This is a genomic window from Cyanobium sp. Morenito 9A2 (genome assembly GCF_024345575.1).
GTDB lineage: Bacteria > Cyanobacteriota > Cyanobacteriia > PCC-6307 > Cyanobiaceae > ATX-6F1.
In genome coordinates this window covers 59,414-80,047 of sequence record NZ_JAGQBJ010000008.1, presented here as the reverse complement: position 1 = coordinate 80,047, position 20,634 = coordinate 59,414, and the positions used below count along the sequence as shown (strand labels likewise).

At 65.5% G+C, this 20,634-nt stretch carries 26 protein-coding genes and 1 tRNA gene; 13 read left to right on the top strand and 14 right to left on the bottom strand.

Annotation, left to right across the window (positions count from 1 at the left end):
• Positions 1-30: 30 nt before the first annotated feature.
• Both efp and accB read left to right on the top strand, forming a co-directional pair.
• Positions 31-591 (top strand): elongation factor P, encoded by a 561-nt coding sequence (efp, locus tag KBY88_RS10850; protein WP_254939952.1) that lies wholly within the window; start codon positions 31-33, stop codon positions 589-591.
• Between the two features lie 9 nt (positions 592-600).
• Positions 601-1,089 (top strand): acetyl-CoA carboxylase biotin carboxyl carrier protein, encoded by a 489-nt coding sequence (gene accB / locus KBY88_RS10845; RefSeq protein WP_254939951.1) that lies wholly within the window; start codon positions 601-603, stop codon positions 1,087-1,089.
• On the opposite strand, the gene pdxA is transcribed toward accB, so the two are convergent.
• The gene (gene pdxA, locus KBY88_RS10840) at positions 1,076-2,098 is read right to left on the bottom strand and encodes a 4-hydroxythreonine-4-phosphate dehydrogenase PdxA (RefSeq protein ID WP_254939950.1); all 1,023 of its coding nucleotides are present in this window, start codon (positions 2,096-2,098) and stop codon (positions 1,076-1,078) included. The genes accB and pdxA overlap by 14 nt on opposite strands.
• Here pdxA and KBY88_RS10835 point away from each other — a divergent pair.
• Positions 2,049-2,309 (top strand): hypothetical protein, encoded by a 261-nt coding sequence (locus tag KBY88_RS10835; RefSeq protein ID WP_254940010.1) that lies wholly within the window; start codon positions 2,049-2,051, stop codon positions 2,307-2,309. The two genes, pdxA and KBY88_RS10835, sit on opposite strands and share 50 nt — an antisense overlap.
• On the opposite strand, the gene KBY88_RS10830 is transcribed toward KBY88_RS10835, so the two are convergent.
• Positions 2,296-3,300, bottom strand: a complete 1,005-nt coding sequence (locus tag KBY88_RS10830) for an SDR family oxidoreductase (RefSeq protein ID WP_254939949.1) — start codon at positions 3,298-3,300, stop codon at positions 2,296-2,298. The genes KBY88_RS10835 and KBY88_RS10830 overlap by 14 nt on opposite strands.
• Before the next feature lie 32 nt (positions 3,301-3,332).
• Here KBY88_RS10830 and KBY88_RS10825 point away from each other — a divergent pair, with 32 nt between their 5' ends.
• Positions 3,333-3,608, top strand: a complete 276-nt coding sequence (locus tag KBY88_RS10825; protein WP_254939948.1) for a hypothetical protein — start codon at positions 3,333-3,335, stop codon at positions 3,606-3,608.
• A gap of 1 nt (position 3,609) precedes the next feature.
• Here the strand turns inward: KBY88_RS10825 and KBY88_RS10820 are convergent, their stop codons facing one another.
• Entirely contained in the window at positions 3,610-4,056 is a 447-nt protein-coding gene (locus tag KBY88_RS10820) for an HNH endonuclease (protein ID WP_254940004.1), read from the bottom strand.
• Between the two features lie 223 nt (positions 4,057-4,279).
• Here KBY88_RS10820 and KBY88_RS10815 point away from each other — a divergent pair, with 223 nt between their 5' ends.
• Positions 4,280-5,833, top strand: coding sequence for an SNF2-related protein (locus tag KBY88_RS10815; protein ID WP_254939947.1), 1,554 nt, complete (start codon positions 4,280-4,282; stop codon positions 5,831-5,833).
• Positions 5,834-5,842: 9 nt separating this feature from the next.
• On the opposite strand, the gene KBY88_RS10810 is transcribed toward KBY88_RS10815, so the two are convergent.
• Positions 5,843-6,316 carry a DUF6554 family protein gene (locus tag KBY88_RS10810; RefSeq protein WP_254939946.1) on the bottom strand — a complete coding sequence of 158 codons (474 nt, stop codon included), beginning with the start codon at positions 6,314-6,316 and terminating at the stop codon, positions 5,843-5,845.
• Positions 6,317-6,394: 78 nt separating this feature from the next.
• Positions 6,395-6,916, bottom strand: coding sequence for an AbrB family transcriptional regulator (locus KBY88_RS10805; protein ID WP_254939945.1), 522 nt, complete (start codon positions 6,914-6,916; stop codon positions 6,395-6,397).
• 94 nt (positions 6,917-7,010) lie between these two features.
• Between KBY88_RS10805 and KBY88_RS10800 the strand changes: the two genes are divergently transcribed.
• A complete protein-coding gene (locus tag KBY88_RS10800) occupies positions 7,011-7,358 on the top strand; it encodes a hypothetical protein (RefSeq protein ID WP_254939944.1) in 348 nt (115 codons plus the stop codon).
• A 39-nt stretch (positions 7,359-7,397) separates the two neighbouring features.
• Positions 7,398-7,628, top strand: a complete 231-nt coding sequence (locus KBY88_RS16410) for a DUF8683 family protein (protein ID WP_254939943.1) — start codon at positions 7,398-7,400, stop codon at positions 7,626-7,628.
• Positions 7,629-8,103: 475 nt separating this feature from the next.
• Here KBY88_RS16410 and KBY88_RS10790 read toward each other — a convergent pair.
• Positions 8,104-8,175: transfer RNA gene (locus KBY88_RS10790), tRNA-Gly, on the bottom strand.
• 60 nt (positions 8,176-8,235) lie between these two features.
• A complete protein-coding gene (locus tag KBY88_RS10785; protein ID WP_254939942.1) occupies positions 8,236-9,387 on the bottom strand; it encodes a pyridoxal-phosphate-dependent aminotransferase family protein in 1,152 nt (383 codons plus the stop codon).
• A 58-nt stretch (positions 9,388-9,445) separates the two neighbouring features.
• Between KBY88_RS10785 and cbiD the strand changes: the two genes are divergently transcribed.
• The 5 genes from cbiD (at position 9,446) to mrdA (ending at position 15,086) form a co-directional block, all read left to right on the top strand.
• Positions 9,446-10,576: a cobalt-precorrin-5B (C(1))-methyltransferase CbiD gene (cbiD, locus tag KBY88_RS10780; protein ID WP_254939941.1), complete on the top strand. Its 1,131-nt coding sequence runs from the start codon at positions 9,446-9,448 to the stop codon at positions 10,574-10,576.
• A gap of 49 nt (positions 10,577-10,625) precedes the next feature.
• Positions 10,626-12,224: a glutamine-hydrolyzing GMP synthase gene (gene guaA / locus KBY88_RS10775; RefSeq protein ID WP_254939940.1), complete on the top strand. Its 1,599-nt coding sequence runs from the start codon at positions 10,626-10,628 to the stop codon at positions 12,222-12,224.
• Between the two features lie 73 nt (positions 12,225-12,297).
• Positions 12,298-12,906, top strand: coding sequence for a DUF8672 family protein (locus KBY88_RS10770; RefSeq protein WP_254939939.1), 609 nt, complete (start codon positions 12,298-12,300; stop codon positions 12,904-12,906).
• Between the two features lie 45 nt (positions 12,907-12,951).
• A complete protein-coding gene (locus KBY88_RS10765; RefSeq protein WP_254939938.1) occupies positions 12,952-13,314 on the top strand; it encodes a hypothetical protein in 363 nt (120 codons plus the stop codon).
• Positions 13,315-13,316: 2 nt separating this feature from the next.
• Positions 13,317-15,086 (top strand): penicillin-binding protein 2, encoded by a 1,770-nt coding sequence (gene mrdA, locus KBY88_RS10760; RefSeq protein WP_254939937.1) that lies wholly within the window; start codon positions 13,317-13,319, stop codon positions 15,084-15,086.
• On the opposite strand, the gene KBY88_RS10755 is transcribed toward mrdA, so the two are convergent.
• The 4 genes from KBY88_RS10755 to KBY88_RS10740 form a co-directional block, all read right to left on the bottom strand.
• Positions 15,087-16,229, bottom strand: coding sequence for a glycosyltransferase family 4 protein (locus tag KBY88_RS10755; protein WP_254939936.1), 1,143 nt, complete (start codon positions 16,227-16,229; stop codon positions 15,087-15,089).
• Between the two features lie 27 nt (positions 16,230-16,256).
• Complete coding sequence (locus KBY88_RS10750; RefSeq protein ID WP_254939935.1) at positions 16,257-17,453, bottom strand: NAD-dependent epimerase/dehydratase family protein; 1,197 nt, start codon at positions 17,451-17,453, stop codon at positions 16,257-16,259.
• Positions 17,454-17,546: 93 nt separating this feature from the next.
• Complete coding sequence (psb34, locus tag KBY88_RS10745; protein ID WP_254939934.1) at positions 17,547-17,714, bottom strand: photosystem II assembly protein Psb34; 168 nt, start codon at positions 17,712-17,714, stop codon at positions 17,547-17,549.
• A 75-nt stretch (positions 17,715-17,789) separates the two neighbouring features.
• Complete coding sequence (locus KBY88_RS10740; protein WP_396103007.1) at positions 17,790-18,542, bottom strand: thiazole synthase; 753 nt, start codon at positions 18,540-18,542, stop codon at positions 17,790-17,792.
• 223 nt (positions 18,543-18,765) lie between these two features.
• On the opposite strand from KBY88_RS10740, the gene KBY88_RS10735 reads away from it, so the two are divergent.
• Positions 18,766-19,305, top strand: coding sequence for a hypothetical protein (locus tag KBY88_RS10735; protein ID WP_254939932.1), 540 nt, complete (start codon positions 18,766-18,768; stop codon positions 19,303-19,305).
• Between the two features lie 92 nt (positions 19,306-19,397).
• Here the strand turns inward: KBY88_RS10735 and KBY88_RS10730 are convergent, their stop codons facing one another.
• The 3 genes from KBY88_RS10730 to rpmI form a co-directional block, all read right to left on the bottom strand.
• Positions 19,398-19,982 carry a tetratricopeptide repeat protein gene (locus KBY88_RS10730; RefSeq protein ID WP_254939931.1) on the bottom strand — a complete coding sequence of 195 codons (585 nt, stop codon included), beginning with the start codon at positions 19,980-19,982 and terminating at the stop codon, positions 19,398-19,400.
• Positions 19,983-20,004: 22 nt separating this feature from the next.
• Positions 20,005-20,352: a 50S ribosomal protein L20 gene (gene rplT / locus KBY88_RS10725; protein WP_254939930.1), complete on the bottom strand. Its 348-nt coding sequence runs from the start codon at positions 20,350-20,352 to the stop codon at positions 20,005-20,007.
• A gap of 65 nt (positions 20,353-20,417) precedes the next feature.
• Positions 20,418-20,618: a 50S ribosomal protein L35 gene (gene rpmI / locus KBY88_RS10720; RefSeq protein ID WP_254939929.1), complete on the bottom strand. Its 201-nt coding sequence runs from the start codon at positions 20,616-20,618 to the stop codon at positions 20,418-20,420.
• Positions 20,619-20,634 lie beyond the last annotated feature (16 nt).

The following is a 20,634-nucleotide window of genomic DNA, read 5'->3' as shown; positions in this document are numbered from 1 at the left end:
GTACAATCCGCCTTAACCCGTTCTGCCGGAATGATCTCCAGCAACGACTTTCGTACCGGTACAACGATCGAGCTGGACGGCCAGGTCTGGCGCGTCGTGGAGTTCCTGCACGTCAAGCCCGGCAAGGGTTCGGCCTTCGTGCGCACCAAGCTCAAGGGGGTCCAGAGCGGGAGCGTGGTCGAAAAAACCTTCCGGGCCGGTGAGACCATGCCCCAGGCCCTGCTGGAGAAGGCCACCCTTGAGCACACCTACATGGAAGGCGATGACTACGTCTTCATGGACATGGCCTCCTACGAGGAGACCCGGCTCACGGCCAAGCAGATCGGCGACAGCCGCAAGTACCTCAAAGAAGGCATGTCCGTGAGCGTGGTCTCCTGGAACGGCAAGCCCCTGGAGGTCGAACTGCCCAATTCGGTGGTGCTTGAGATTACCCAGACCGATCCTGGCGTCAAGGGTGACACCGCCACAGGCGGCACCAAGCCGGCGATCGTCGAAACGGGGGCCCAGGTGATGGTGCCGCTGTTCATCACAATCGGCGAAAAGATCAAGATTGATACGCGCACCGACAGTTATCTGGGTCGGGAGTCCTGAGGCGTCGCCATGCAGCTTGATCACGATCAGCTTCAGAAGCTGTTGGCCCTGCTGGGGGACAGCGACATCCAGGAACTCAAGCTCGAAGGGGACGATTTCCGGCTGGAGGTGCGGCGCAACCTGCCCGCAGCCCCGACGGTATCGCTGGTGCAGGCAGCTCCCCTGGCCCCGGCCGCACCTGCGGCGGTGGCGGCCACCGTACCGGCGGCGGCGGTTCCATCGGCAGCTCCGCCCGCAGCGATGGCCGCGCGCGGGGATCTGCTCGAGATCACCGCCCCGATGGTGGGTACCTTCTATCGGGCTTCAGCTCCAGGTGAGGCCAACTTCGTTGAAGTCGGTCAGCGCATCAGCGTCGGACAGACCGTCTGCATCCTCGAAGCGATGAAGTTGATGAACGAGCTCGAAAGCGAACTCAACGGTGAACTGGTGGAGATCCTTTTAGACAACGGCACGCCGGTGGAGTTTGGCCAGGTGCTGATGCGGGTCAAGCCGGCCTGAGTTCCAGGGCGGTTTCCAGGGCCGCCTGCATGCTCTCGGGGCGAGCGAGACCTTGACCCGCGATGGAAAAGCCCGTGCCGTGGTCGGGGGAGGTGCGCAGGAATGGCAGGCCGAGGCTGGTGTTCACCGCCGCGTCGAAGGCCAGGAGCTTCACGGGAATCAAACCTTGGTCGTGGTATAAGGCCAGGTATCCATCTGGTCCGCCTGAGCCCCTGTGCCAGGCCTCGGCGGCGCTCAGCCAGCAGGTGTCGGGCGGCAGGGGTCCGATCAGGTCCACCTCCGGGTGCTGTGAGCGCCAACGCTCGAGCAGCGGAATCAACCAGCTCACCTCTTCGTCCCCCAGGGCGCCCGCCTCGCCCGCGTGGGGGTTCAAGCCGGCCACCAGCAGCTGGGGTGTGGGGTTGAAACGCTGGCAGAACTGGCGCAGCACCTCGAGCTTCGCGGTCACCCGCCCGGGGTTCAGGGCGCCGGGCACCTGGGCCAAGGGCAGGTGGGTGGTGGCGAGCAGGGTGTTCAGCCGCCAGGGGCCATGGGGGGAGCGGGCCGTAAACAGCATCGAGGCTTCGGCCACACCACACATTTCTGCTAACCGCTCGGTCTGGCCGGGGTAGCGATGGCCGGCGGCATGCCAGGCGTGCTTGGCGATCGGCGCCGTGACCAGAGCCTGGCAATCTCCGCTGAGCACGCGCTCGGTGGCGACGGTCAGCCAGCGGAAACTGGCCTGCCCGCTGATCGCGGTTCCCTCACCTGCTGGGACCGTTTCCTGCAGAGGAAGGTCAATGATTTCGAGTGTTTCGGGGTCGATCAGAGGCTCGGTGCTGAGGGGGCTCAAGCGCAGGAAGCACTCCTTCAGATGGCGTCGGCAGCCCACCAGCACGGGGTGAAGGTTGAGGTGATGGAGCCTGGGCAGGGCCTTAAGGGTGACTTCGGCGCCGATGCCAGCTGGATCGCCCACTGATATGGCGATTCGTCTGGCGTTAATGTCGGGCGTGGTGGACAGGCGGTTCATGTTTCGTTGGCTCCTGTTGGGTCTACTGCTGGTCGGAGTCGGAGTGGCTTTGGACAAGCAGTGGGTGGTCGCCAACTGGGATCGGGTGGCCAGGGATCTGAAGCTTCCCGATTCGAACTGGACGCAAGATATTTACAAAACCAAGGAACAAGCTGATACCCCGCCTCCGGGCCAATACAAAAGCTTTCGCGATCTGATCAAGGCCGAGTAACAGTGGCTGATGGGGTGTCAGTCAGGGCTCTCTGGTGTGGGCGTTCTTCCGATTGGCGTTCCTCCAACAGGATCGAGAGAAGGCCTTCGCGGTAGCTGGGATAGCGCAACCTATAACCCAGCTCCTGGCAGAGCTTGTGGTTGCTGACCCGTCGATTTTCCAGCCAGAAGCTCCTGGCCATCGGACCCATCATTGCGGCGATGTCGCTGAAACGTTGCACCGCCGGCAGGGGGCAACCCAGCAGGTGGGCGGCGTAGCCGAGGGTTTCGCTGGAGGGGCAGGGTGCAGCGTCGCTGAGGTTCAGCAGAGGCGGGCGATCCTTCGCCTCCAGGCTCAAGCAGTGCAGCAGCCCCCCGACGATGTCATCGACATGGATCCGGCAGAACACCTGGCCGGTCTTGTGGATCAAGCGCCCTTTTCCTTCGCCCAAGGCACGGAAGGGTGAACGCTTGGGCCCGTAGATCGCTGGCAGACGAAACACCTGCACCGGCAACCCACTGGCGCGCCAGGCGTCTTCACAGCTGAGCCGAGCTTGGCTGCGGCCGAGCCCGGGGGGGGTGGGGGCGCGTTCATCCACCCAGGCCCCACCGGTGTCGCCGTAGACCCCGGTGGTGGATAGATAGCCCACCCAGCGCAGCGGCAAACGGGCCAGGGGAGCGGCCAGCCAGGTGAGCACCGGATCGCGACCATCGGCGTCGGGGGGGATGGTGACGAGCACGTGGGTGGTGCCCGCCAGGGCCGATTCCGGCGGCAACTGGCCCTGCGTCCCGTCAAAGGTCTGCCAGCTGAGGCCGGGTTCGGTGAGGGGCTCCGGCGGAGCCGGCTGGCGGCGGGTGAGGCTGACGGGTACCCCCAGGGCGGCCACGGCCCGGGCAAAGCGTACGCCGGTGTAGCCGCCGCCCAGGACCAGAAGCTTGCCCGCTTGGAGGTCCCTGGGGACCGGGGAGAGCCCGGGCTGTGCCGGGCGGGGGTTGACAGCGTCAGCCGACATGAGTACAGATGTATCAGTTGCGATCCGATGCCATGGCGGCCTCCTGTCTTCTTACTCCACGCCTCTCGGCGACGCGCCTGCGCGGCCCTGGGGGCGGCCAGGCCGCTGGGTCCCTGGGTCGTCGTCAGCCCCGTTCCCGGCAGCATCGCCGTCCGTTTCGGGAGGCCTTCAGCTGCACTGGCACCACGGCCCTTGGCCTGGCCTTGGTGCTTACGCTGGTGGCCTGTTTGGTGGCCCCAGAGCAACCAGGCGAACAGGCCTCGATTTGCCAGCGCCATAACGGTGCCGCCGCCTGCCGGGTCTGGTGAGTTAAGCCGCCTGCCAGATCCAGCCGGAAGGATCGGTGGCCTGAGGTCGAACCCCCTGCGGCCGCGGTGGTGCGCTGGATTTGGCGGCCGAGGCTGCCCCTGCGCCGGGAGTGGCCCATTGCAGCAGCCTCAGGGCCAGGCGCAGGTCGCCGTCCATCCAAGCCCTGATCGCCATGGCCCGGCGGGGATCGTAGAAGCGTTGCTGGCGGTACCACTCGAAGGCATCGGCGTCGCTTTTGTGGCCGTTGCAGGCCAGGCAAGCCGGCACACAGTTCTCTGTGACACTCAAGCCGCCACGGCTGCGGGGCAAAACATGGTCAATGGATTCGGAGGCGTGTCCGCAATAAATACAACTCTGATTAGTAAACTTATGAAGTGATTGTCGCCAACGTCTGACACGAAATTTTGGGCAGAGATCCTCAAGGAAAACCCCATCCCTCGCGTGCATTGGCATGCCTCGGTTGCGGGAAGTTTGACGTCAGTCACTTGGTTGTCAATGTGTCGAAGGCTGCACTTTTCCGGTTTTCTGGGGGGCGTGATTTTCCGCTCAGGGGGACTTAGATTGAGTTTGAACTCCATTGGCGGGAGGTCCGCTGAGCGCCTCCACCAGCGTCCCAAGCCCAAGCCTCGGTGGTGCGGTAACCAGGCCATCCGCACGCCAGCGCTGCCTGATGCGTCTGGGGCCGTCAGGCCTGATCGAGGTGGTGATGCCCTTCGATGCCGTCACCCAGGCCCAGTTGCGGACGATTCGGCCCCGGGGCCACTGGCGGGCACGGCGAGGTTGCTGGGAGTTCCCCCTGGAGGCGGCTCGGGTCCTTCAGGCTCAGTTGGGGCAGCGCTTCGGTCTCGATCCCGAACTTGCGCGCTGGTTCAGCTGGTTCGATCTGCCCCTTCCACCGCTTCCGCCCCTGCGGGAGCTGGTGGCCGCCGCCCGGCTGAGGGACCCCTTGGCCGATGGCCGTGCGCTGCTGGCCCACCAGCGCACGGGTGTGCGTTGGCTGCTGGCCCGTCGGGGTGCCGTGCTGGCCGATGCCATGGGCCTTGGCAAGACCCTCACCGCCCTGGTGGCGGCAAGGGTTCTGGCGCAGGCCACCGGGTGCCGTGTGCTGGTGATTGCGCCGGTGGGTCTCCATGGGCTTTGGCGCCAGGAGGCGGCCGGTGTGCCCCTGGAGCTCGACCTGCACAGCTGGTCAAGCTTGCCCGCTGAATTGCCGCCGGCGGGCACGGTGCTGATCGCCGATGAGGCCCACTACGCACAGAACCTCAGCTCCCAGCGCACGCGCCGGTTCCTGCGCCTGGCCCGCCATCCGCGCCTGCGGGCGATCTGGTTGCTCAGCGGCACACCGATGAAGAACGGACGGCCCGCCCAACTGTTTCCTCTGCTGGCGGCGATCGGTCATCCCCTTGGGCTGGATCAGCGGGCGTACGAGGAGCAGTTCTGCGATGGCCACTGGCGTGAAGCGGCGGGAGTGCGCCATTGGCATGCTCTCGGGGCCAGTCAGTTGCCGGACTTGCGGCGTCTGATCCGACCCCTGGTGTTGCATCGCTCCAAACAGGCCTGCCTCGATCTGCCCCCCAAGCAACGTCGCTTCGTGGCGGTGGAGCTTGCGGAGATGCAGGGGCGTGGCTTTCAGCACCGGCTACAGCTCAAGGTCGATGATTACCGGCTCCGCGCTGCTCGGGGGGAGGTGCGGCGGGATGCGGAGGCCCTGGCGGTGCTGACGGCCCTGCGCCAGATCGGTTCCGAGTACAAGCTTCCGGCTGCTGCTGAGTTGGTTTCTGAGCTGCTTGGGCAGGGGGAATCGGTGCTTGTGTTCAGCGCCTTTGTGGCCACAGCGGAGTTGTTGCACGCTCAGTTGGGCGGTGCCCTGCTCACCGGACGCCAGCCACCGGCGGAGCGTCAGCTTCAGGTGGAGGCCTTCCAGGCGGGCGCCCAGCGACTCTTGAGCGCCACCTTTGGGGCGGGCGGCCTTGGTTTCACCCTGCACCGGGCCCGCCATGTGGTGTTGATTGAGCGCCCCTGGACCCCCGGGGACGCCGAGCAGGCCGAAGATCGCTGCCACCGTTTGGGGATGACAAGTGGGCTGACCTGCTATTGGCTGCAGTTGGGCGTTGCCGATCAGTTCGTCGATGGGCTGATCGCCTCCAAAGCCGTGCGCATCCACGATGTGCTGCAGCGCCAAGCCCTGCCCGGGCTGGCACGGGAGCTGCTCCAGCACTGGTGAGTGGGTGGTTCAGTAGCTGTAGCGGTTGGCCTGGCGGGCGCCGCTGGTCGCTGGGCCACTGGTGCGGGTGATGGGCGTGGGACTGGGGCTGTCGCCGCTGGAACCGCTGGTGGTTGGCGGTGTGGCGGATTTCTCGAAGAGGGATCCGAGGTAGCGGCCGCAGTCGGGGTAATTGCCTGGGTTCTGAACCACGGCCTCGGTGATCATCACGGCGGCGTGTTCGGGGGAGGTTCTGAACAGGCTGGCGCTCTGGCGCTTGATCAGGGCATAGGCAGCCACCCAGCTCACTTCATGGTTGTTGCCGGCGCCGCGCATGAAGCAATACACCTGGGCTCCTTTGCCGCCGGCACTGTCGCCGACGATCGCCTGGGTTGGGGTCTGGGCTGGGGCCGGACCCGCCTGCAGGCCCAGCAATCCCAAGACAGCGGCGAGGGCCCTGGCCGCGAGGACGCGTCGGAACGGAGTGGTAGGGCGGCTCGCCATGGACCTGGGAAGGCGTGAAGGGATTGTCGCCAACGTATCGACCCCTCCGGAGCTGTCGAGGGGGGCACCCCTCCAGGATCAGCCTGAGGCGTGACCAGCTGTGAACGCCAGCACGAACCGCACCGTGATCGGCAGTACGAGCAGCACGGTGATCAGGCGCACCGCATGCAGGGTGGCCACCGCCGCTCCAACGCCGAACTCCGCCCCCACCAGGCTCATGCCGCTGATGCCGCCGGGGGCGGCCCCGAGCAGGGCCACGGTCGGATCGAGCCCCAACAGCCGGCTGCACAAAAGACCCACCACCAGGCCAGTGGCCACCAGAGCGACGGTGATCACGATCGCTGGCTTCCAGAGCTGACGCAATTCCGTCAGTGCCGTGGCGGTGAGGCCGGTGCCGATCACCGTGCCAATGCCGATCTCCAGTGCGGTGCGGGTGCCCGCAGGCCAGATGGCGACATCGAGGCGACCCGTCATGCTCACCAGAGCGGCCCCCAGCAACGCCCCTGCCAAGGGTGCGGCGGGGATGCCCGTGCGCAGGGCCAGCAGGCCGCCACCGAGGCCCGCCAGGAGATAGATCAGCAGATTCAACGGAGTGCTCATGGCGCTACGGCGTGGCAGCCGGGGCGCTCAGTCTGGGGGAGGTCTTGAGCTCAGCATGGTTCTGTGTTCTCATCGGCCCAGCTGCAGGCGCTCCATGACCAGCGAATCGGTTTCTTTTCGGATCACGCGTACGGCAGAGGAACTGGCCCGCACCGTCACGGCGCTCTCTCACCGACTCGTGAGCTTGGAGCAGCGGTTGGCTGGGCTGGAGCTGCAGGCGGAGCACCGAGCCCTGCCTGGGGCTGACGAGCTGGAGACCCTCGACAGTGTGGAGCGCTTGCTGGTCGATTGCCGCGCCTTGCTGGAGGACTCGGCCTTGCCCACCCCGGCTCCCATGGAGGCCATTCATCCCCAGGTGATCGGGCAGGAGAGGGGTCGGGAGCGGCAGGAGTCAATCGCGCGCCCCAGCGATGACCATGGCGAGCAGGCCTACGCCGCCTAGGCCCTGGCCTGGGGTGTCAGAATGAGAAGAAAGCGAACCATGGGCAGCTCCAACGGGCTTCACAGCGGTAACAGAACTTTCGCTTCCCCCGCCTCCGGCGGCACCCCGGCCTGTCGCCAACCCGAGGCCTCTTTTGATGGGGGCCATCAGCTAGAAAAGCTTGAATTCGCTTTGGCTGTGGCGATCACCCGGGGGGATCAGTATCGCTCCGATCAACTTCGGGCTCAGATTGCGGCCCTTGGAGGGAACCGCGAAGAACCAGGCACCTAAGAGAGCAGGTGGCCCAGGATCATGCCAGCCCGCAGTTGACTCCCTTGGTCATCTTTCCTCCCCGGAGTACAATTGATTCACCTAAGGGCACGGCAGTGGCCAGCACGTTTCAGTTGTCATCCCGGCAAGCCCAGCAAAGGATTCAAGCGGGGTCCGACGAACAGAAATCCGCGTTGCTCCACCAGGCCTCGGAACATGCGTTGATCGCAGAAGCTGCCGCTGATCGTGGCGATCTGGCCGAGTCAGCGCGCCACATCCTTTTGTCGCTTGATTGTGAGCGTCGATCCGGGAGCCTGGGCCCCCAGGTGCTTCAACTGATCAAGCCTCGCGCCTGAGTTCTGCCCAAGAATGTGTCCCAGGCCTCGGCGAGGAGGGTCGTGGGGCAAGCAACACAATCAAATGAATTTGAAACTGCTTCATAAGTCATTCCAATGGGTTGGAATACCGCGATGAAGAGCTATTTCAAAAGTTTACAAGCGGGTGACCGGACTCGAACCGGCGACGTTCAGCTTGGGAAGCTGACATTCTACCACTGAATTACACCCGCACCCAGTTAGGTTAGCAAAGGGCCCGGCCCGATAACGGAGCCCCTGCCAGTCTTCTGGGCTCAGAGGGCGAACTCGGCCGCAGCGGCGGCCACGCCCACGCCCATGGGGTTCACCGAAGCGCCCAGCTCCTGCAGGCTGGCTTCGATCGCCGCGACGGCGGTGAGCACGTCGCGGTCACAGACGAAGCCCAGGTGGCCGATGCGAAACACCTTGCCCTTGAGATGGTCCTGGCCGCCGGCCAGCAGGATGTCGTAGCGGTCCTTCACCTTCTTACGGAGCACCTCGGCATCGAGGCCCTCGGTGGCCACGGCAGTGATCGCCGGGCTGCCGTGACCTGCGGCGGCATAGAGAGGCAGGCCGATCGCCTTCATGGCCGCCGTGGTGGCCCGGCGATGCCGTTCGTGGCGGGCGTAAATTGCCTCAATGCCTTCGGCTTGCATGATCTCCAGGGAGGCCTGCAGGGCGAAATAGAGGTTCACGGCCGGGGTGAACGGGTTGCTGTCGGCGGCGGCTGATTTTCTGTATTTGCCCAGATCCAGGTAGAACTTCGGCAGGTCCGAGCGTTCGTGGGCCTCCCAGGCCCGGGGGCCCATGGCCACGAAGGCCAGGCCGGGGGGCATCATGTAGCCCTTCTGGGAGCCGGAGCCCACCACATCCAGGCCCCAGGCATCGACGGGCACGTTGGTGGCCCCCAGGCTGGTGACGCAATCGGCGATGCTGAGGGCCTGGCCGTGGGCCCTCACATGACGGGCAATGGTTTCCAGGTCGTTGATCACCCCCGTGGAGGTTTCCGAGTGGGTCAGGATCACCGCCCGGAAGCGTTTTTCGGTGTCCGCTTCCAGGGCGACGCGGAAGGCCTCAGGATCCAGGGGCTGGCCCCACTCGGCCTTGATCACCTCTACATCCAGGCCGTAAGCCCTGGCCAGCTTCACCCAGCGCTCGCCGAACTTGCCGTTGTCGCCACAGAGCACCCGATCGCCCTTGCTGAGCACATTGATGATCCCGGCCTCCATGGCGGCGGTGCCGCTGCCCGCCAGCACCAGCACTTCGGAACTTGTCTGATGGAGCCACTTCAGCTGCGCCGTGGTGCGCTTGACGATCGCCTGGAAGTCGGCGCTGCGGTGGCCGATCGGATGGCGGCCCATCGCCAGCAGGACGGTTTCCGGCACCGGCGTCGGGCCGGGGATCATCAGGGTGAGCTTGTCCTGCATGGGGGGGTGGGCGCGGGCGCGCGGCGGCGCAATGGCCGATCTTAAAAAGGAGACGGTTATGAGTTCTCCTGGTGGATGGACGCTCCCGGTCTGGGTGGCTGCCGCGGCCCGGGCCGCCGTGGGGGCCCTGCGGGGCGAGCCCTTCACTGCCGAGCAGCCCCTTGAGTTGCTGGAGCCTGCCGGTGTCCGTTCAGTGCCGGTGGTGGCGGCCGCACCCCTTGGCCCAGCCGGTGCCCTCGCGGTGGCCCGTTGTGACCCTGGTGACGGTCTCGACCTCACCCGCGGTCTGGTGATCTGGGTGCTGGCCAGCTGGCGCGAACCCGGTAGCGACGGGTTGCAGCTGGAGGCCGGTGAAGGCCTGGGGGTCCATGCCCAGAGCCGGGAGTTGTGCCTGTCCACCTATGCCCGCAGGCTCCTGGAGGTCAACCTGCTGCCGCTGGTGACTTCGGACCAGGGCCTCAGCCTGCGCATCGTCTTTCCCAGCGGTCGGGCCCTGGCCGAGCGCACCAGCAATGCCGCCTTCGGGGTGGTGGAGGGCCTGGCCCTGATCGGCACCCAGGCGGAGGTGCAGCGCAGCGCCGACCCCGATCAGCTCCAGCGTTCCCTACGGGAGTTGGAGGCCCGAACGCGCCAGAGCGACTTTTGCGGTGATCTGGTGCTGGTGATCGGAGAGAACGGCCTTGATCTGGCCCCGCGCCTCGGTCTGCCGGCGCCGCTGTTGCTCAAGGCCGGCAACTGGGTCGGTCCGCTGCTGGTGGCTGCGGCCCAGGGGGGAGTGAAGCGGCTGCTGCTGTTCGGCTACCACGGCAAGCTGATCAAGCTGGCCGGCGGCATCTTTCACACCCATCACCACCTGGCGGATGGCCGCGCTGAAGTGCTAACGAGCTTGGCGGCCCTGGAGGGGCTGCAGGGGAAGGCGCTGCGCCTGCTCCATGGTGCCCCCACCGTGGAGGCGGCCCTGGCCATGCTGGCCGACGACGATCCCGCCCTGGCCGATCGCCTGCGTCAGCGGATGGCTGAAGCCATCGAGCAGCGCAGCGCCGCCTACCTCGCCCGCTATGGTGCCCTGGAGCTGTTGATCGGAGCTGTGTTGTTCGATCGCCGGCGGCGCATCAGCGCCCTTGGCCCCCGGGGAGCCCAGCTCTGGGAGGCGTTCAGCCCCCTGGGGCCGCCAGAGTTCGCGCCCTAGGTTGACCCCACCCAAGTGGCCGCCGCACGGTGGCCCCGTGAACGGCCGTATGTCCCAGTCCCAGCCTCCCGACGCGCCGCTGGAGGGTCAGCGCCCCGCCGCCATTGTCATCCTCGATTTCGGCTCCCAGTACTCGGAGCTGATCGCCCGTCGGGTGCGCGAAACGGAGGTGTACTCCCTCGTGCTGGGCTACAGCACCACGGCCGAGGAACTCAGGGCGATGGCGCCGAAGGGAATCATCCTCAGCGGCGGGCCGAGCTCGGTCTATGCCGAGGACGCTCCGGTGTGCGATCCGGCGATCTGGGAACTGGGGATCCCGGTGCTGGGGGTCTGTTACGGCATGCAGCTGATGGTTCAGCAGCTGGGGGGCTTGGTGGAGGCGGCCGGCCGCGGCGAGTACGGCAAAGCGCCGCTGGTGGTGGATGACCCCACCGATTTACTCACCAATGTCGAGAGCGGCTCGACGATGTGGATGAGCCATGGGGATTCGGTTCAGCGGTTGCCGGAGGGCTTCGAGCGTCTGGCCCGCACCGAGAACACGCCCGAGGCTGCGGTCGCCGACCACAGCCGCCGGCTCTACGGGGTGCAGTTCCACCCGGAGGTGGTGCACTCCAGCTTTGGCATGGCCTTGATTCGCAATTTTGTCTATCACATCTGCGGTTGCGAACCCGACTGGACGACGAGCGCGTTCATTGATGAAGCGGTGGCCTCCGTGCGCGCGCAGGTGGGTGACAAGCGTGTGTTGCTGGCACTTTCGGGCGGCGTGGATTCCTCCACCCTGGCTTTTTTGCTCCACCAGGCGATCGGTGATCAGCTGACGTGCATGTTCATTGACCAAGGCTTCATGCGCAAAGGTGAGCCCGAGTTCCTGGTGGAGTTCTTTGATAAGCGTTTCCACATTAATGTGGAGTACATCCATGCCCGTGAGCGCTTCATTGGCAAGCTCGCTGGTATTACCGACCCAGAGGAGAAGCGCAAGATCATCGGCACCGAGTTCATCCGGGTGTTCGAGGAGGAGAGCAAGCGTCTCGGGCCCTTCGACTATCTGGCCCAGGGCACCCTTTACCCCGATGTGATCGAGTCCGCCGGCACCAACATCGATCCCAAGACCGGCGAGCGCGTGGCGGTGAAGATCAAGAGCCACCACAACGTAGGGGGTCTCCCCAAGGACCTGCAGTTCAAGCTCGTGGAGCCCCTGAGGCGCCTGTTCAAGGATGAGGTGCGCAAGGTGGGCCGCAGCCTCGGACTGCCCCAGGAGATCGTCGGGCGCCACCCCTTCCCCGGTCCGGGGCTGGCGATCCGCATCCTCGGTGAGGTGAGCGCGGAGAAGCTCAACATCCTGCGCGACGCCGATCTGATCGTGCGTGAAGAGGTCAGGGAGGCGGGCCTCTACAACGAGATCTGGCAGGCCTTCGCCGTGTTGCTGCCGGTGCGCAGCGTCGGGGTGATGGGCGACAAGCGCACCTATGCCTTTCCGATCGTGGTGCGTTGCGTCTCCTCAGAAGACGGCATGACCGCCGATTGGTCGCGTTTGCCCTATGACCTGCTGGAGACGATCTCCAACCGCATCGTCAATGAGGTGAAGGGGGTGAACCGGGTGGTGTTGGACATCACCAGCAAACCGCCGGGCACGATCGAGTGGGAATGAGGGATCACGTGAGCCCCTTGGGGCTGGTGGGCCCGGCGGGCCTTCGATACGATCGGCGCCCGGCCATGGACCTGTGACTGCCGCCCCTCAGTTGGATGTCCAACTGCAGCGCCGACTCCAGCAGGACAGCATCCAGCTGGCCGGCAAGACCATCTACCTCAATCCCTTCCTTTACTGGCGCCGTTTCGACGCCAACACGGACCGTTGGCTCAGGGAGCCTGGCCAGCTGGGGGAGGAGCAGATCGAGGCCAACAGGCTGCGCTTCTATCCCGAACTCCTTTGGGAGGACCTGGAAGAGTCCGAGCGCCAGATCAAGGATGGCGCCGTGGAGATGTTCCTCAAGTCACTGGAGCTGATCAGCACCTTCAATCCCGAACTCAGTGCCGGCCACCTGCTGGAGGTGGAGCGCAAAATGGCTGTCACCAAGAAAAAGGCCTTTGAGCGCTGGGTCCAGAAATCCCTGCGCCGCCGCCAGCAGCAGCTGAATCAGGAGCGGCGCCGCTTCGATCGGGACCGACTGTTCCGGGGCTGGGGGGAATGGGTCGCCCTGGACACCACCCGCCAGGCCCTGCTGCCGTTCACAGCGCTGCTGGTGATCATCGGCGTCGGGGGCTGGTGGTTGGGCGCGCAGGAGTTCTGCCGGACCAAGATCGTGCAGCCGGGTATCCAGCGCACGTCCTGAGCCGATTCGGCGGCAGACTGGATCTTTCTGACCGATCTCGGCATCATGGCCAGCGATCCCTTTGATGCCCTGCGGCTTGCGCTGATGCAGGAGCTCTTGCCCGTGGGGATGGCCGTGGTGGAGCGGGCACGCCAGGGCGGGCCCCGTGATGTGATCGAGGCTTTCACCGCCTCCGCGGACCCCCTCAATCAGCTCAAGCAGGAGGGGGATACCGCCGCCCGTCAGGTGCGTGAACGCCTGGATCGACTGCAGCCTGGCTTGGGCAATCCGGTGCTGAAGGTCACCGTGCGCGATGTGCCGAATGAGAGGCCCCCCGGATCCCCCGACACCGAGGAGCTCCAACGGGTGCTTGGGCGCATCACCGAGCATCTGGACCTGTTGGAGCACAGGCTGGACGCCGGGAACTGACCATGGCGGGGGGGTTCGCAACGCCTTCGACGCGCCACTCCGGCATGCGCCAGCAGCCGGCTGTGCTGCTGGGCTTGGTGCTCTTGCTGTGCGCTGCGATGGGAGCGCGGCTGGTCTGGCTTCAATTGATTCACGGAGCCGATAACCGGGTGCTGGCGGATCAGAACCGCATTCGCTTGGTCCCGCGCCATCCCATGCGTGGCAGGCTGCTCGACCGCAACGGTCAGGTGTTGGCCACCAGCCGCCTGACTTACAACCTTTATCTGCATCCGCGCCTGGTCAATGACGCCGACTGGCCGGAGCTGCGGAATCGTCTGGCGCGGCTGCTGGGGCTGTCTGCGGCCCAACTCGACCAGAAGCGTCGCGCTGCCGGCTCCGGTTACGGCTACCGCATCGAACTGGCAGGTCCGCTCAAGCCCTTGCAGGTGCTGCGCTTTCGCGAGCAGGCGATCAACCTCGAAGGCGCCGAGGTGGATGTGGATTACCTCCGGGCCTACCCCCAGGGCAGCCTCGGGGCCCACGTGCTGGGCTACACCAGCGGTATCACCGAGGAGGAGTATCAGCGGCTTGAGCCCAAGGGCTACCGGGTGCAGGACCGCATCGGCCGCAGTGGTCTCGAACGCGTGTTCGAGTCGCATCTTCGGGGCGAGTGGGGGGGCCAGCAGTTGGAGGTGAACGCCGCCGGGCAGGTGCAGCGGGTGTTGGGCGACAAGGAGGCCCGCGCCGGCAAGGACTTGCGCCTGACCCTCGATCTGGAGCTGCAGCAGGCGGCTGAACGCGCCCTCAATGGGGTACGCAAAGGGGCGATCGTCGCCCTCGATCCCCAAACCGGCGCGGTCCGTGCCATGGCCAGCCGACCCAACTTCGATCCGAACATCTTCTCAGCGGGACCAAGCACCGCCCAGTGGAACGACCTCAACCGCCCGGAAGCGCCGATGTTGAACCGCGCCTTCCAGGGTTTCCCTCCGGCCAGCACCTTCAAGATCGTCACCACAATCGCGGGCATCGAATCGGGGCTGTTCGATGAGAACTCCACCGTGCCCACCACCAGCTCGTTCTGTTGGGATGGCCTCTGCTACAAGGACCACGGCAGCTTCGGTGCGATCGGTTTTCCGATGGCCTTGGCGGTGAGTAGTAACAGCTTTTTCTACAAGGTGGGCCTGAGGGTCAAGGATTCAGAGCTGTTCAAGGCCGCCCGGCGCCTCGGCTACGGCAGTCTCACCGGCATTGAACTGTCGGAAGAAGAGACCCCAGGCCTGTTGGGAGATCGGGCCTGGAAGAAGAAGGTGCTTGGAGAAGAGTGGACCTCCGTCGACACGATCACTTCCGCCATTGGTCAGGGGGCCCTGCAGGTCACCCCGATCCAGATGGCTCGCTTGTACGCCGCTGTGGCCAATGGCGGTTGGCTTGTGACGCCCCATCTGTTGGAGGCCGACTACCCGCGCCAGTGGATTGGTCTCAAGCCCGGGACCCTGCGGGCCCTGCGCAAGGGCCTGCGCCTGGTGGTCACCGCTGGCACCGCCACGATCCTCAACGACCCCAGCCTGCCACCCGTCGCCGGCAAGACCGGCACTGGTGAAGACCCCCCCCGGCCCGATCACGCCTGGTTCGGTGGCTATGCCCCCGCTGGCAAGCCCACCCTGGTGATCGTGGCCTTCGGGGAGAACTCCGGCGGCTATGGGGGCACGGTGGCCGCTCCGATGGTGAAGGCGCTGATGACCACCTGGTTCAAGGAATCGCCCAACAATTCCGGACGCGCGCCCGGCAAGTGATCAGGCCACCAGTTGCAATTGAGGCAGTTGGCGGTTGATCAGTTGCTGGTAGAAACGGCGCAGCTGGGCGGTGGCGCCGGCCCAGCCCCAGCGCTCGGCCTCGCTGCGGGCGGCCAGACGCAAGGCTTCCCTTTGATCTCGGTTGCCCAGCAGCCTCTGGGTGGCGGCGGTGAGGCTGGCGGGCTCATCCGGGTCATAGAGGCAACCGTTGATTCCGTCGCTGACGATGTCGGGAACACCGCCGCGGGCGGCACCCACCACCGGACAGCCGGCCGCCATCGCCTCCAGCAGCACCAGCCCCAGGGTTTCGGTGCTGGAGGGGAAAAGGAAGGCATCGGCGCTGGCGTAGGCCGTCGCTAACTCCTCCCCCCCCAGGTAGCCGAGGAAATGGGTGGCACTGCCGGCGAACACCTTTTCCAGTTGCTCCCGGTGAGGACCGTCGCCCACCAAGGCCAGGCGAGCATCGGGCAGGGCCTCGAGCACCGGCCGGATGCGCTCGATCTGTTTCTCCGCCGACAGACGACCGACATAGAGCAACAGGGCGTTGCGGTCGTCGTGGGGGCCGAGCAGCTGCTGGCGCATGGCCTTGGAGCGCAACTCGGGCCGGAACAGCTCGGTGTCGACGCCCCGTTGCCACAGGGCGGTGTGGCGGATGCCACGGGCGCTCAGCTCCTGCACCATCGCTGAGGACGTGCAAAGGTTCAACTGGGCCTGGTTGTGGGCGGCCTTGAGCAGCTCCCAGAGCACGGGTTCCAGCAGGCCGATGCCGTAGTGCTCCAGGTACTTGGGCAGATGGGTGTGGTAGCTGGCCACCAGCGGCAACTGGCGGGTACGGGCCATGTAGATCCCGCCGAGACCCAGCACTGCAGGGTTGACAACATGAACCAGATCAGGCTTGAAGGCGTCGAGGGCACCGGCCACCGCCAACCGAGGCAGGGCGAGCTTCAGTTCCGGATACAGCGGCAGGGGGATCGCCGGCACCCCGATCACCTGCGCTCCCATGTAGTGCTCCGGCGCACCCTCAGGGCAGAAGACCAGCACCTCGTCGCCGGCGGCTACCAGGTGCTCGATCGTCTTGCTCAGACGGGTGACGATGCCATCGACCTTCGGCAGGAAAGTCTCAGTGAACAGCGCGATCTTCAAGGGTGCCGCTCGAGGGGATGGGCTGGATCAGACCGGGCTCTTGAGGGCGGAGGCCTGGGAGTTGGTCCAGGCGGAAACGCAGGGGATGCGCGAGCGGTCGCAGCGGTCGGCCCAGCGGCGGGCCACATCCACCACTTCGGCGAGCAGGCCCCCATCGAGGGTGGTGGGCTTGAGGCCGAGATCGATCAGGCAGCGATTGTCGACGATAAGGTCGTTTTCGATTGCCTCCTTGCGGGGGTTGGGCAGGTAATTGATCGAGGCTCCCGTCAGGGCGGCCACTTTTTCGGCCAGATTCTTGACCTGGTGGCTTTCGGTCATCTGGTTGAAGATCCGCACCTTCTCACCAGACGTGGGCGGCGTTTCGATCGCCAGCTGAACGCACTTGACCGAATCACGGATGTGGATGAAGGCGCGGGTCTGGCCACCGGTGCCATGGACGGTGAGGGGATAACCGATCGCCGCCTGAATCAGGAAGCGGTTCAGCACCGTGCCGTAGTCGCCGTCGTAGTCGAAACGGTTGACCAGCCGGGGATCGCGGTCAGTGAGTTCGGTGTTGGTGCCCCAGACGATGCCCTGGTGCAGATCGGTGACCCGGATACCGTCGTTCTTGTTGTAGTAATAAAAGAGCAGCTGATCCAGCGTCTTGGTGAGGTGATAAACGCTGCCGGGATCGGTGGGGTGCAGGATCTTTTCGGTGAAGCGGCTGCCATCGGGCTGGGGCACTTCAACGGTGAGGTAGCCCTCAGGAATGGTGGCGCCCCGGTGGGAGCCGTAGCCGTAGACGCCCATCGTTCCGAGGTGGACGATGTGGGTTTCGATGCCGCTTTCGACGATGGCGCAGAGCAGGTTGTTGGTGCCGCTGACGTTGTTGTCGACGGTGTAGCGCTTGGTGGTGCTCGTCTTCATCGAGTACGGGGCAGCCCGCTGCTCGGCGAAGTGGACGATCGCCTGGGGACGTTCGTTGCGCAGCAGATCCAGCAGGCGGGCGTAGTTGCGGGCGATGTCGATCGAAACGAAGTCGATCGGCCGTCCGCCCACCTCGCGCCAGGCCTTGAGACGGTCGTGAATGGTGGCGATCGGCGTCAGCGATTCGACCCCGAGGTCGATGTCGATCTTGCGCCGGCTCAGGTTGTCGACGATCAGCACGTCGTGGCCGGTCTCGGCAAGATTGACCGCGCAGGGCCAGCCGCAAAAGCCGTCGCCGCCAAGTACGAGTACCTTCACCCTTGACACCTCAAGAACGAGCGCTTGCTCCCTGATGGGAAGCTACTACAGGCGTTCCGCTGGATCCTGTGTGGCCCATAACCTGCCCTGGGTTCAGCTCACCATGAAGGCCAGCGCCACCAGGACCGCCACCAGCAGTCCGCCGCCGATCACCAGCAGAAGCGACGGGCGACTGAGCCCACTGCCCGCTTCGATCAGCTGCATGGGCGGTTCCTTGGCGAAGGCGTTGAGCTTGCCGCCGTCTTCCTTGGTGACTGCCATCGAGGGGAGGGTCCGTCGGAGTCCGGCGAACCTAAGCAGCGCCACAGGGGCGCTGGCAGCAGTGGGCACGGATCTTCACGGCCCCTGGCCAACGCGCCCCAGGGTCGGAGAGCTTGGGCTGGCGTTGGGACGGACAGGAAGGCGACCAGAACGAAAGGCGATGCGGCCCGCCCGGGTGGCCCAGGCCATGGCCTGGGCCATGGCCACAGGATCGCCGGCCAAGGCGATGGCGCTGTTGACCAGCAGCGCATCGGCCCCCATTTCCATCGCCTGGGCCGCTTCGCTTGGAACACCGATGCCGGCGTCCACCACCACCGGCACTCCTGCGTTTTCGATGATCAGCCCGATGTTGGCGGCGTTGCGGATGCCCTGGCCTGAACCGATGGGAGAACCAAGTGGCATCACAGTGGCGCAGCCCACCTCTTCCAGCCGCTTGGCCAGCAGCGGATCGGCATTGATGTAGGGGAGCACGATGAAGCCCTCGGCCACCAGGCGCTCGGCGGCCTCCAACGTCCCAAAGGGGTCGGGGAGCAGGTGCCGGCTGTCAGGGATCACCTCCAGCTTCACAAAGGCGTTGTCTTCCTGCCCCGCGAGTTTCGCCAGCTCGCGTCCCAGCCGGGCGACCCGCACGGCTTCTTCGGCCGTCGCGCAGCCGGCGGTGTTCGGCAGCATCCAGATTCGGCTCCAGTCGATTGCCTCGATCAGGCCTTGGTGACCACTGGCGGCAGCCTGTACCCGGCGCACGGCCACCGTGACGATGGAGCAGCCACTGGATTCCAGGCTGGCCTGCATGACCGCCAGCGAAGGGTACTTGCCAGTACCGGTCATCAACCGGCTTGAAAAGCGTCGTCCACCAATCACCAGGCCGTCGTCCCCTCCCGGGCCACCTTCGGTCGGACCGAATTCGGTGGTGGGGCTGCTGCTGACGGGGCCGCTGCTCTTGCCAGTGGCGGTGGGATCGGCGGAGGGGGCCATTCAGCGAACGTACTTCCCGGGGCTGCCGTTTGGCACTGCAACTCTTAGCCTGATGCCACCCAATTTCAGTTTCGCCATGCCCGTGCTGCTGGCCGCCGTTCCCCTCCCCGTGGGCAGCGTTGTGCCGTTCAACGCACCGGCGGTGGCTCCCACCTCAGCGATGTCGGCTTTCCAGTCCGAACTTGGCCCGGTGGAGACCTTTGATCCAGCGTCACGGGCCCAGGATCTTGCGGTCAGCATCCCCCGCACCTGGACCGGCACCTACCAGTCGTTCATCGATGGTCAGGTGGTGCCGGCAGAGTTGCGCCTGTCATCGGTGGTCGCTATCGGTCAGATGCTCGACCTGCGTGGTGAACTCACCGTGGCCGGTGTCACCACGCCGGTGCAGGGCAATTTCAACGCCAAGTCGGATCAACTGGATCTGTTGCCCCTGGAGGGCAACCCAGGTTCGGCCCTTGAGCTGGGCGGTGCTTTCCAGGGGCTGCAGGGGGTCTACCTGGCCGGTTGGAATGCCCCGCGTCTCACCCACCCCGGTGGGGTCCTCGACCTGCAGCCCCCGCGCCCCGCGCCCCGCCCGGTGGTTCGCCGGGCGGTGCCAGTGCGTGGGCTTTGGTGAGGCTTCAAATCCCGCTGGGCTGAAACGCACGGTTCAATCCGACGGGGGTTTCAAGGGTTCTGAAACGAAGCAACCCAGCCTCTCCCAGGCTGTCAGTCCTTGGTGTTGAAGGGGGAGCCGGGTTTCTTTTCGCTGTCGCCCAGGGGAGCCAGGGGCACACCCCGCTTGCGCTCAAGGCTCTGAAGTCGTTTGCGAGCGGTTTTGTTGGCCCCGTCCAGCTGCAGCACCTTTTCATAGAGGCTTTTTGCCTCATCGGGTTGGCGCTGGCGTTCCAGGGCGTAGGCCAGGTTGTTGAGGGCGACCGGATAATTGGGCTTCGAGCGCAGGGCGGAGCGGTAGTGCTTGATCGCCGTGGCGTAATTGCTCTGGGCTGCCAGGGCGAAACCAAGGGCGTTCTGGATCACGGCCTGGGCCTCGGCGGGCTCCCCTTCCGCCCGTTTGGCGGCCAGTTTGAGGTTGGCTGCCGCCTGGCTGTAGAGGCGTTTGCGCAGCTGGACTGAGCCCAGTTCGTAGAGTTCGGCGGAGCTTGAGGAGCCGGTCTTGCCCTTCTCCTCCAGGCGAATCAAGGCTCGTTCGTCCTTGCGCACCCGCAGAATCTGGCGGCCGACTACCACGGCCGCCCCTGCCAGCAAAACGATCAGACCGAGGAGGTAGGCCTGGGGAAGGAGCAGATCCATTCGGGGCCTATCGGGTGATGGTTCAGCCCTTGGCGGCGCTGACCACGCTGCTGAAGCTGTTGGGATCGACGACGGCGAGCTGGGCGAGCATCTTGCGGTTGAGCTGAACCTCAGCCTTCTTGAGGCCGCCGATCAGTTTGCTGTAGGTCAGGCCGTTCAGGCGAGCCGCCGCGTTGATGCGGGCGATCCACAGGCGGCGGAAGTCACGCTTGCGGCGACGGCGATCGCGGTAGGCGTTGCAGAGTGCCTTCATCACCCGCTGGTTGGCGGTGCGGAACAGGGAACCGTTGCCGCCGCGGAAGCCGCGGGCCAGACGCAGGATCTTGTTACGGCGTTTACGGGCGACGTTGCCCCTTTTGACGCGGGCCATGGGTGGATCTCAGTAGAGGGTGGAAAATGAACCGCGGCATGGGCTGTGGCCGCGCTCGGCCTGGCTTAGCCGCTGTAGGGCAACATGGCGCGCACATTGTCGGCGTCGCGCTCATCGACGACGGCCATGGTGCCCAGATAGCGCTTGCGCTTGGGGCTCTTGTGATCGAGCAGGTGGTTCAAGAAGGCGCGGCGGCGCATGAATTTCCCACTGCCGGTCGCCTTGAACCGCTTGGCGGCAGCTTTGCGGGTCTTCAGCTTCGGCATTGCTCGCGCTCGTGCA

Coding starts and splice junctions, on each gene's coding strand:
- efp (WP_254939952.1), top strand. CDS start 31: ATGATCTCCAGCAACGACTTTCGTACCGGTACAACGATCGAGCTGGAC.
- accB (WP_254939951.1), top strand. CDS start 601: ATGCAGCTTGATCACGATCAGCTTCAGAAGCTGTTGGCCCTGCTGGGG.
- KBY88_RS10835 (WP_254940010.1), top strand. CDS start 2,049: ATGGCGATTCGTCTGGCGTTAATGTCGGGCGTGGTGGACAGGCGGTTC.
- pdxA (WP_254939950.1), bottom strand. CDS start 2,098: ATGAACCGCCTGTCCACCACGCCCGACATTAACGCCAGACGAATCGCC.
- KBY88_RS10830 (WP_254939949.1), bottom strand. CDS start 3,300: ATGTCGGCTGACGCTGTCAACCCCCGCCCGGCACAGCCCGGGCTCTCC.
- KBY88_RS10825 (WP_254939948.1), top strand. CDS start 3,333: ATGGCGGCCTCCTGTCTTCTTACTCCACGCCTCTCGGCGACGCGCCTG.
- KBY88_RS10820 (WP_254940004.1), bottom strand. CDS start 4,056: ATGCACGCGAGGGATGGGGTTTTCCTTGAGGATCTCTGCCCAAAATTT.
- KBY88_RS10815 (WP_254939947.1), top strand. CDS start 4,280: ATGCGTCTGGGGCCGTCAGGCCTGATCGAGGTGGTGATGCCCTTCGAT.
- KBY88_RS10810 (WP_254939946.1), bottom strand. CDS start 6,316: ATGGCGAGCCGCCCTACCACTCCGTTCCGACGCGTCCTCGCGGCCAGG.
- KBY88_RS10805 (WP_254939945.1), bottom strand. CDS start 6,916: ATGAGCACTCCGTTGAATCTGCTGATCTATCTCCTGGCGGGCCTCGGT.
- KBY88_RS10800 (WP_254939944.1), top strand. CDS start 7,011: ATGACCAGCGAATCGGTTTCTTTTCGGATCACGCGTACGGCAGAGGAA.
- KBY88_RS16410 (WP_254939943.1), top strand. CDS start 7,398: ATGGGCAGCTCCAACGGGCTTCACAGCGGTAACAGAACTTTCGCTTCC.
- KBY88_RS10785 (WP_254939942.1), bottom strand. CDS start 9,387: ATGCAGGACAAGCTCACCCTGATGATCCCCGGCCCGACGCCGGTGCCG.
- cbiD (WP_254939941.1), top strand. CDS start 9,446: ATGAGTTCTCCTGGTGGATGGACGCTCCCGGTCTGGGTGGCTGCCGCG.
- guaA (WP_254939940.1), top strand. CDS start 10,626: ATGTCCCAGTCCCAGCCTCCCGACGCGCCGCTGGAGGGTCAGCGCCCC.
- KBY88_RS10765 (WP_254939938.1), top strand. CDS start 12,952: ATGGCCAGCGATCCCTTTGATGCCCTGCGGCTTGCGCTGATGCAGGAG.
- mrdA (WP_254939937.1), top strand. CDS start 13,317: ATGGCGGGGGGGTTCGCAACGCCTTCGACGCGCCACTCCGGCATGCGC.
- psb34 (WP_254939934.1), bottom strand. CDS start 17,714: ATGGCAGTCACCAAGGAAGACGGCGGCAAGCTCAACGCCTTCGCCAAG.
- KBY88_RS10740 (WP_396103007.1), bottom strand. CDS start 18,542: ATGACCGGTACTGGCAAGTACCCTTCGCTGGCGGTCATGCAGGCCAGC.
- KBY88_RS10735 (WP_254939932.1), top strand. CDS start 18,766: ATGCCCGTGCTGCTGGCCGCCGTTCCCCTCCCCGTGGGCAGCGTTGTG.
- KBY88_RS10730 (WP_254939931.1), bottom strand. CDS start 19,982: ATGGATCTGCTCCTTCCCCAGGCCTACCTCCTCGGTCTGATCGTTTTG.
- rplT (WP_254939930.1), bottom strand. CDS start 20,352: ATGGCCCGCGTCAAAAGGGGCAACGTCGCCCGTAAACGCCGTAACAAG.
- rpmI (WP_254939929.1), bottom strand. CDS start 20,618: ATGCCGAAGCTGAAGACCCGCAAAGCTGCCGCCAAGCGGTTCAAGGCG.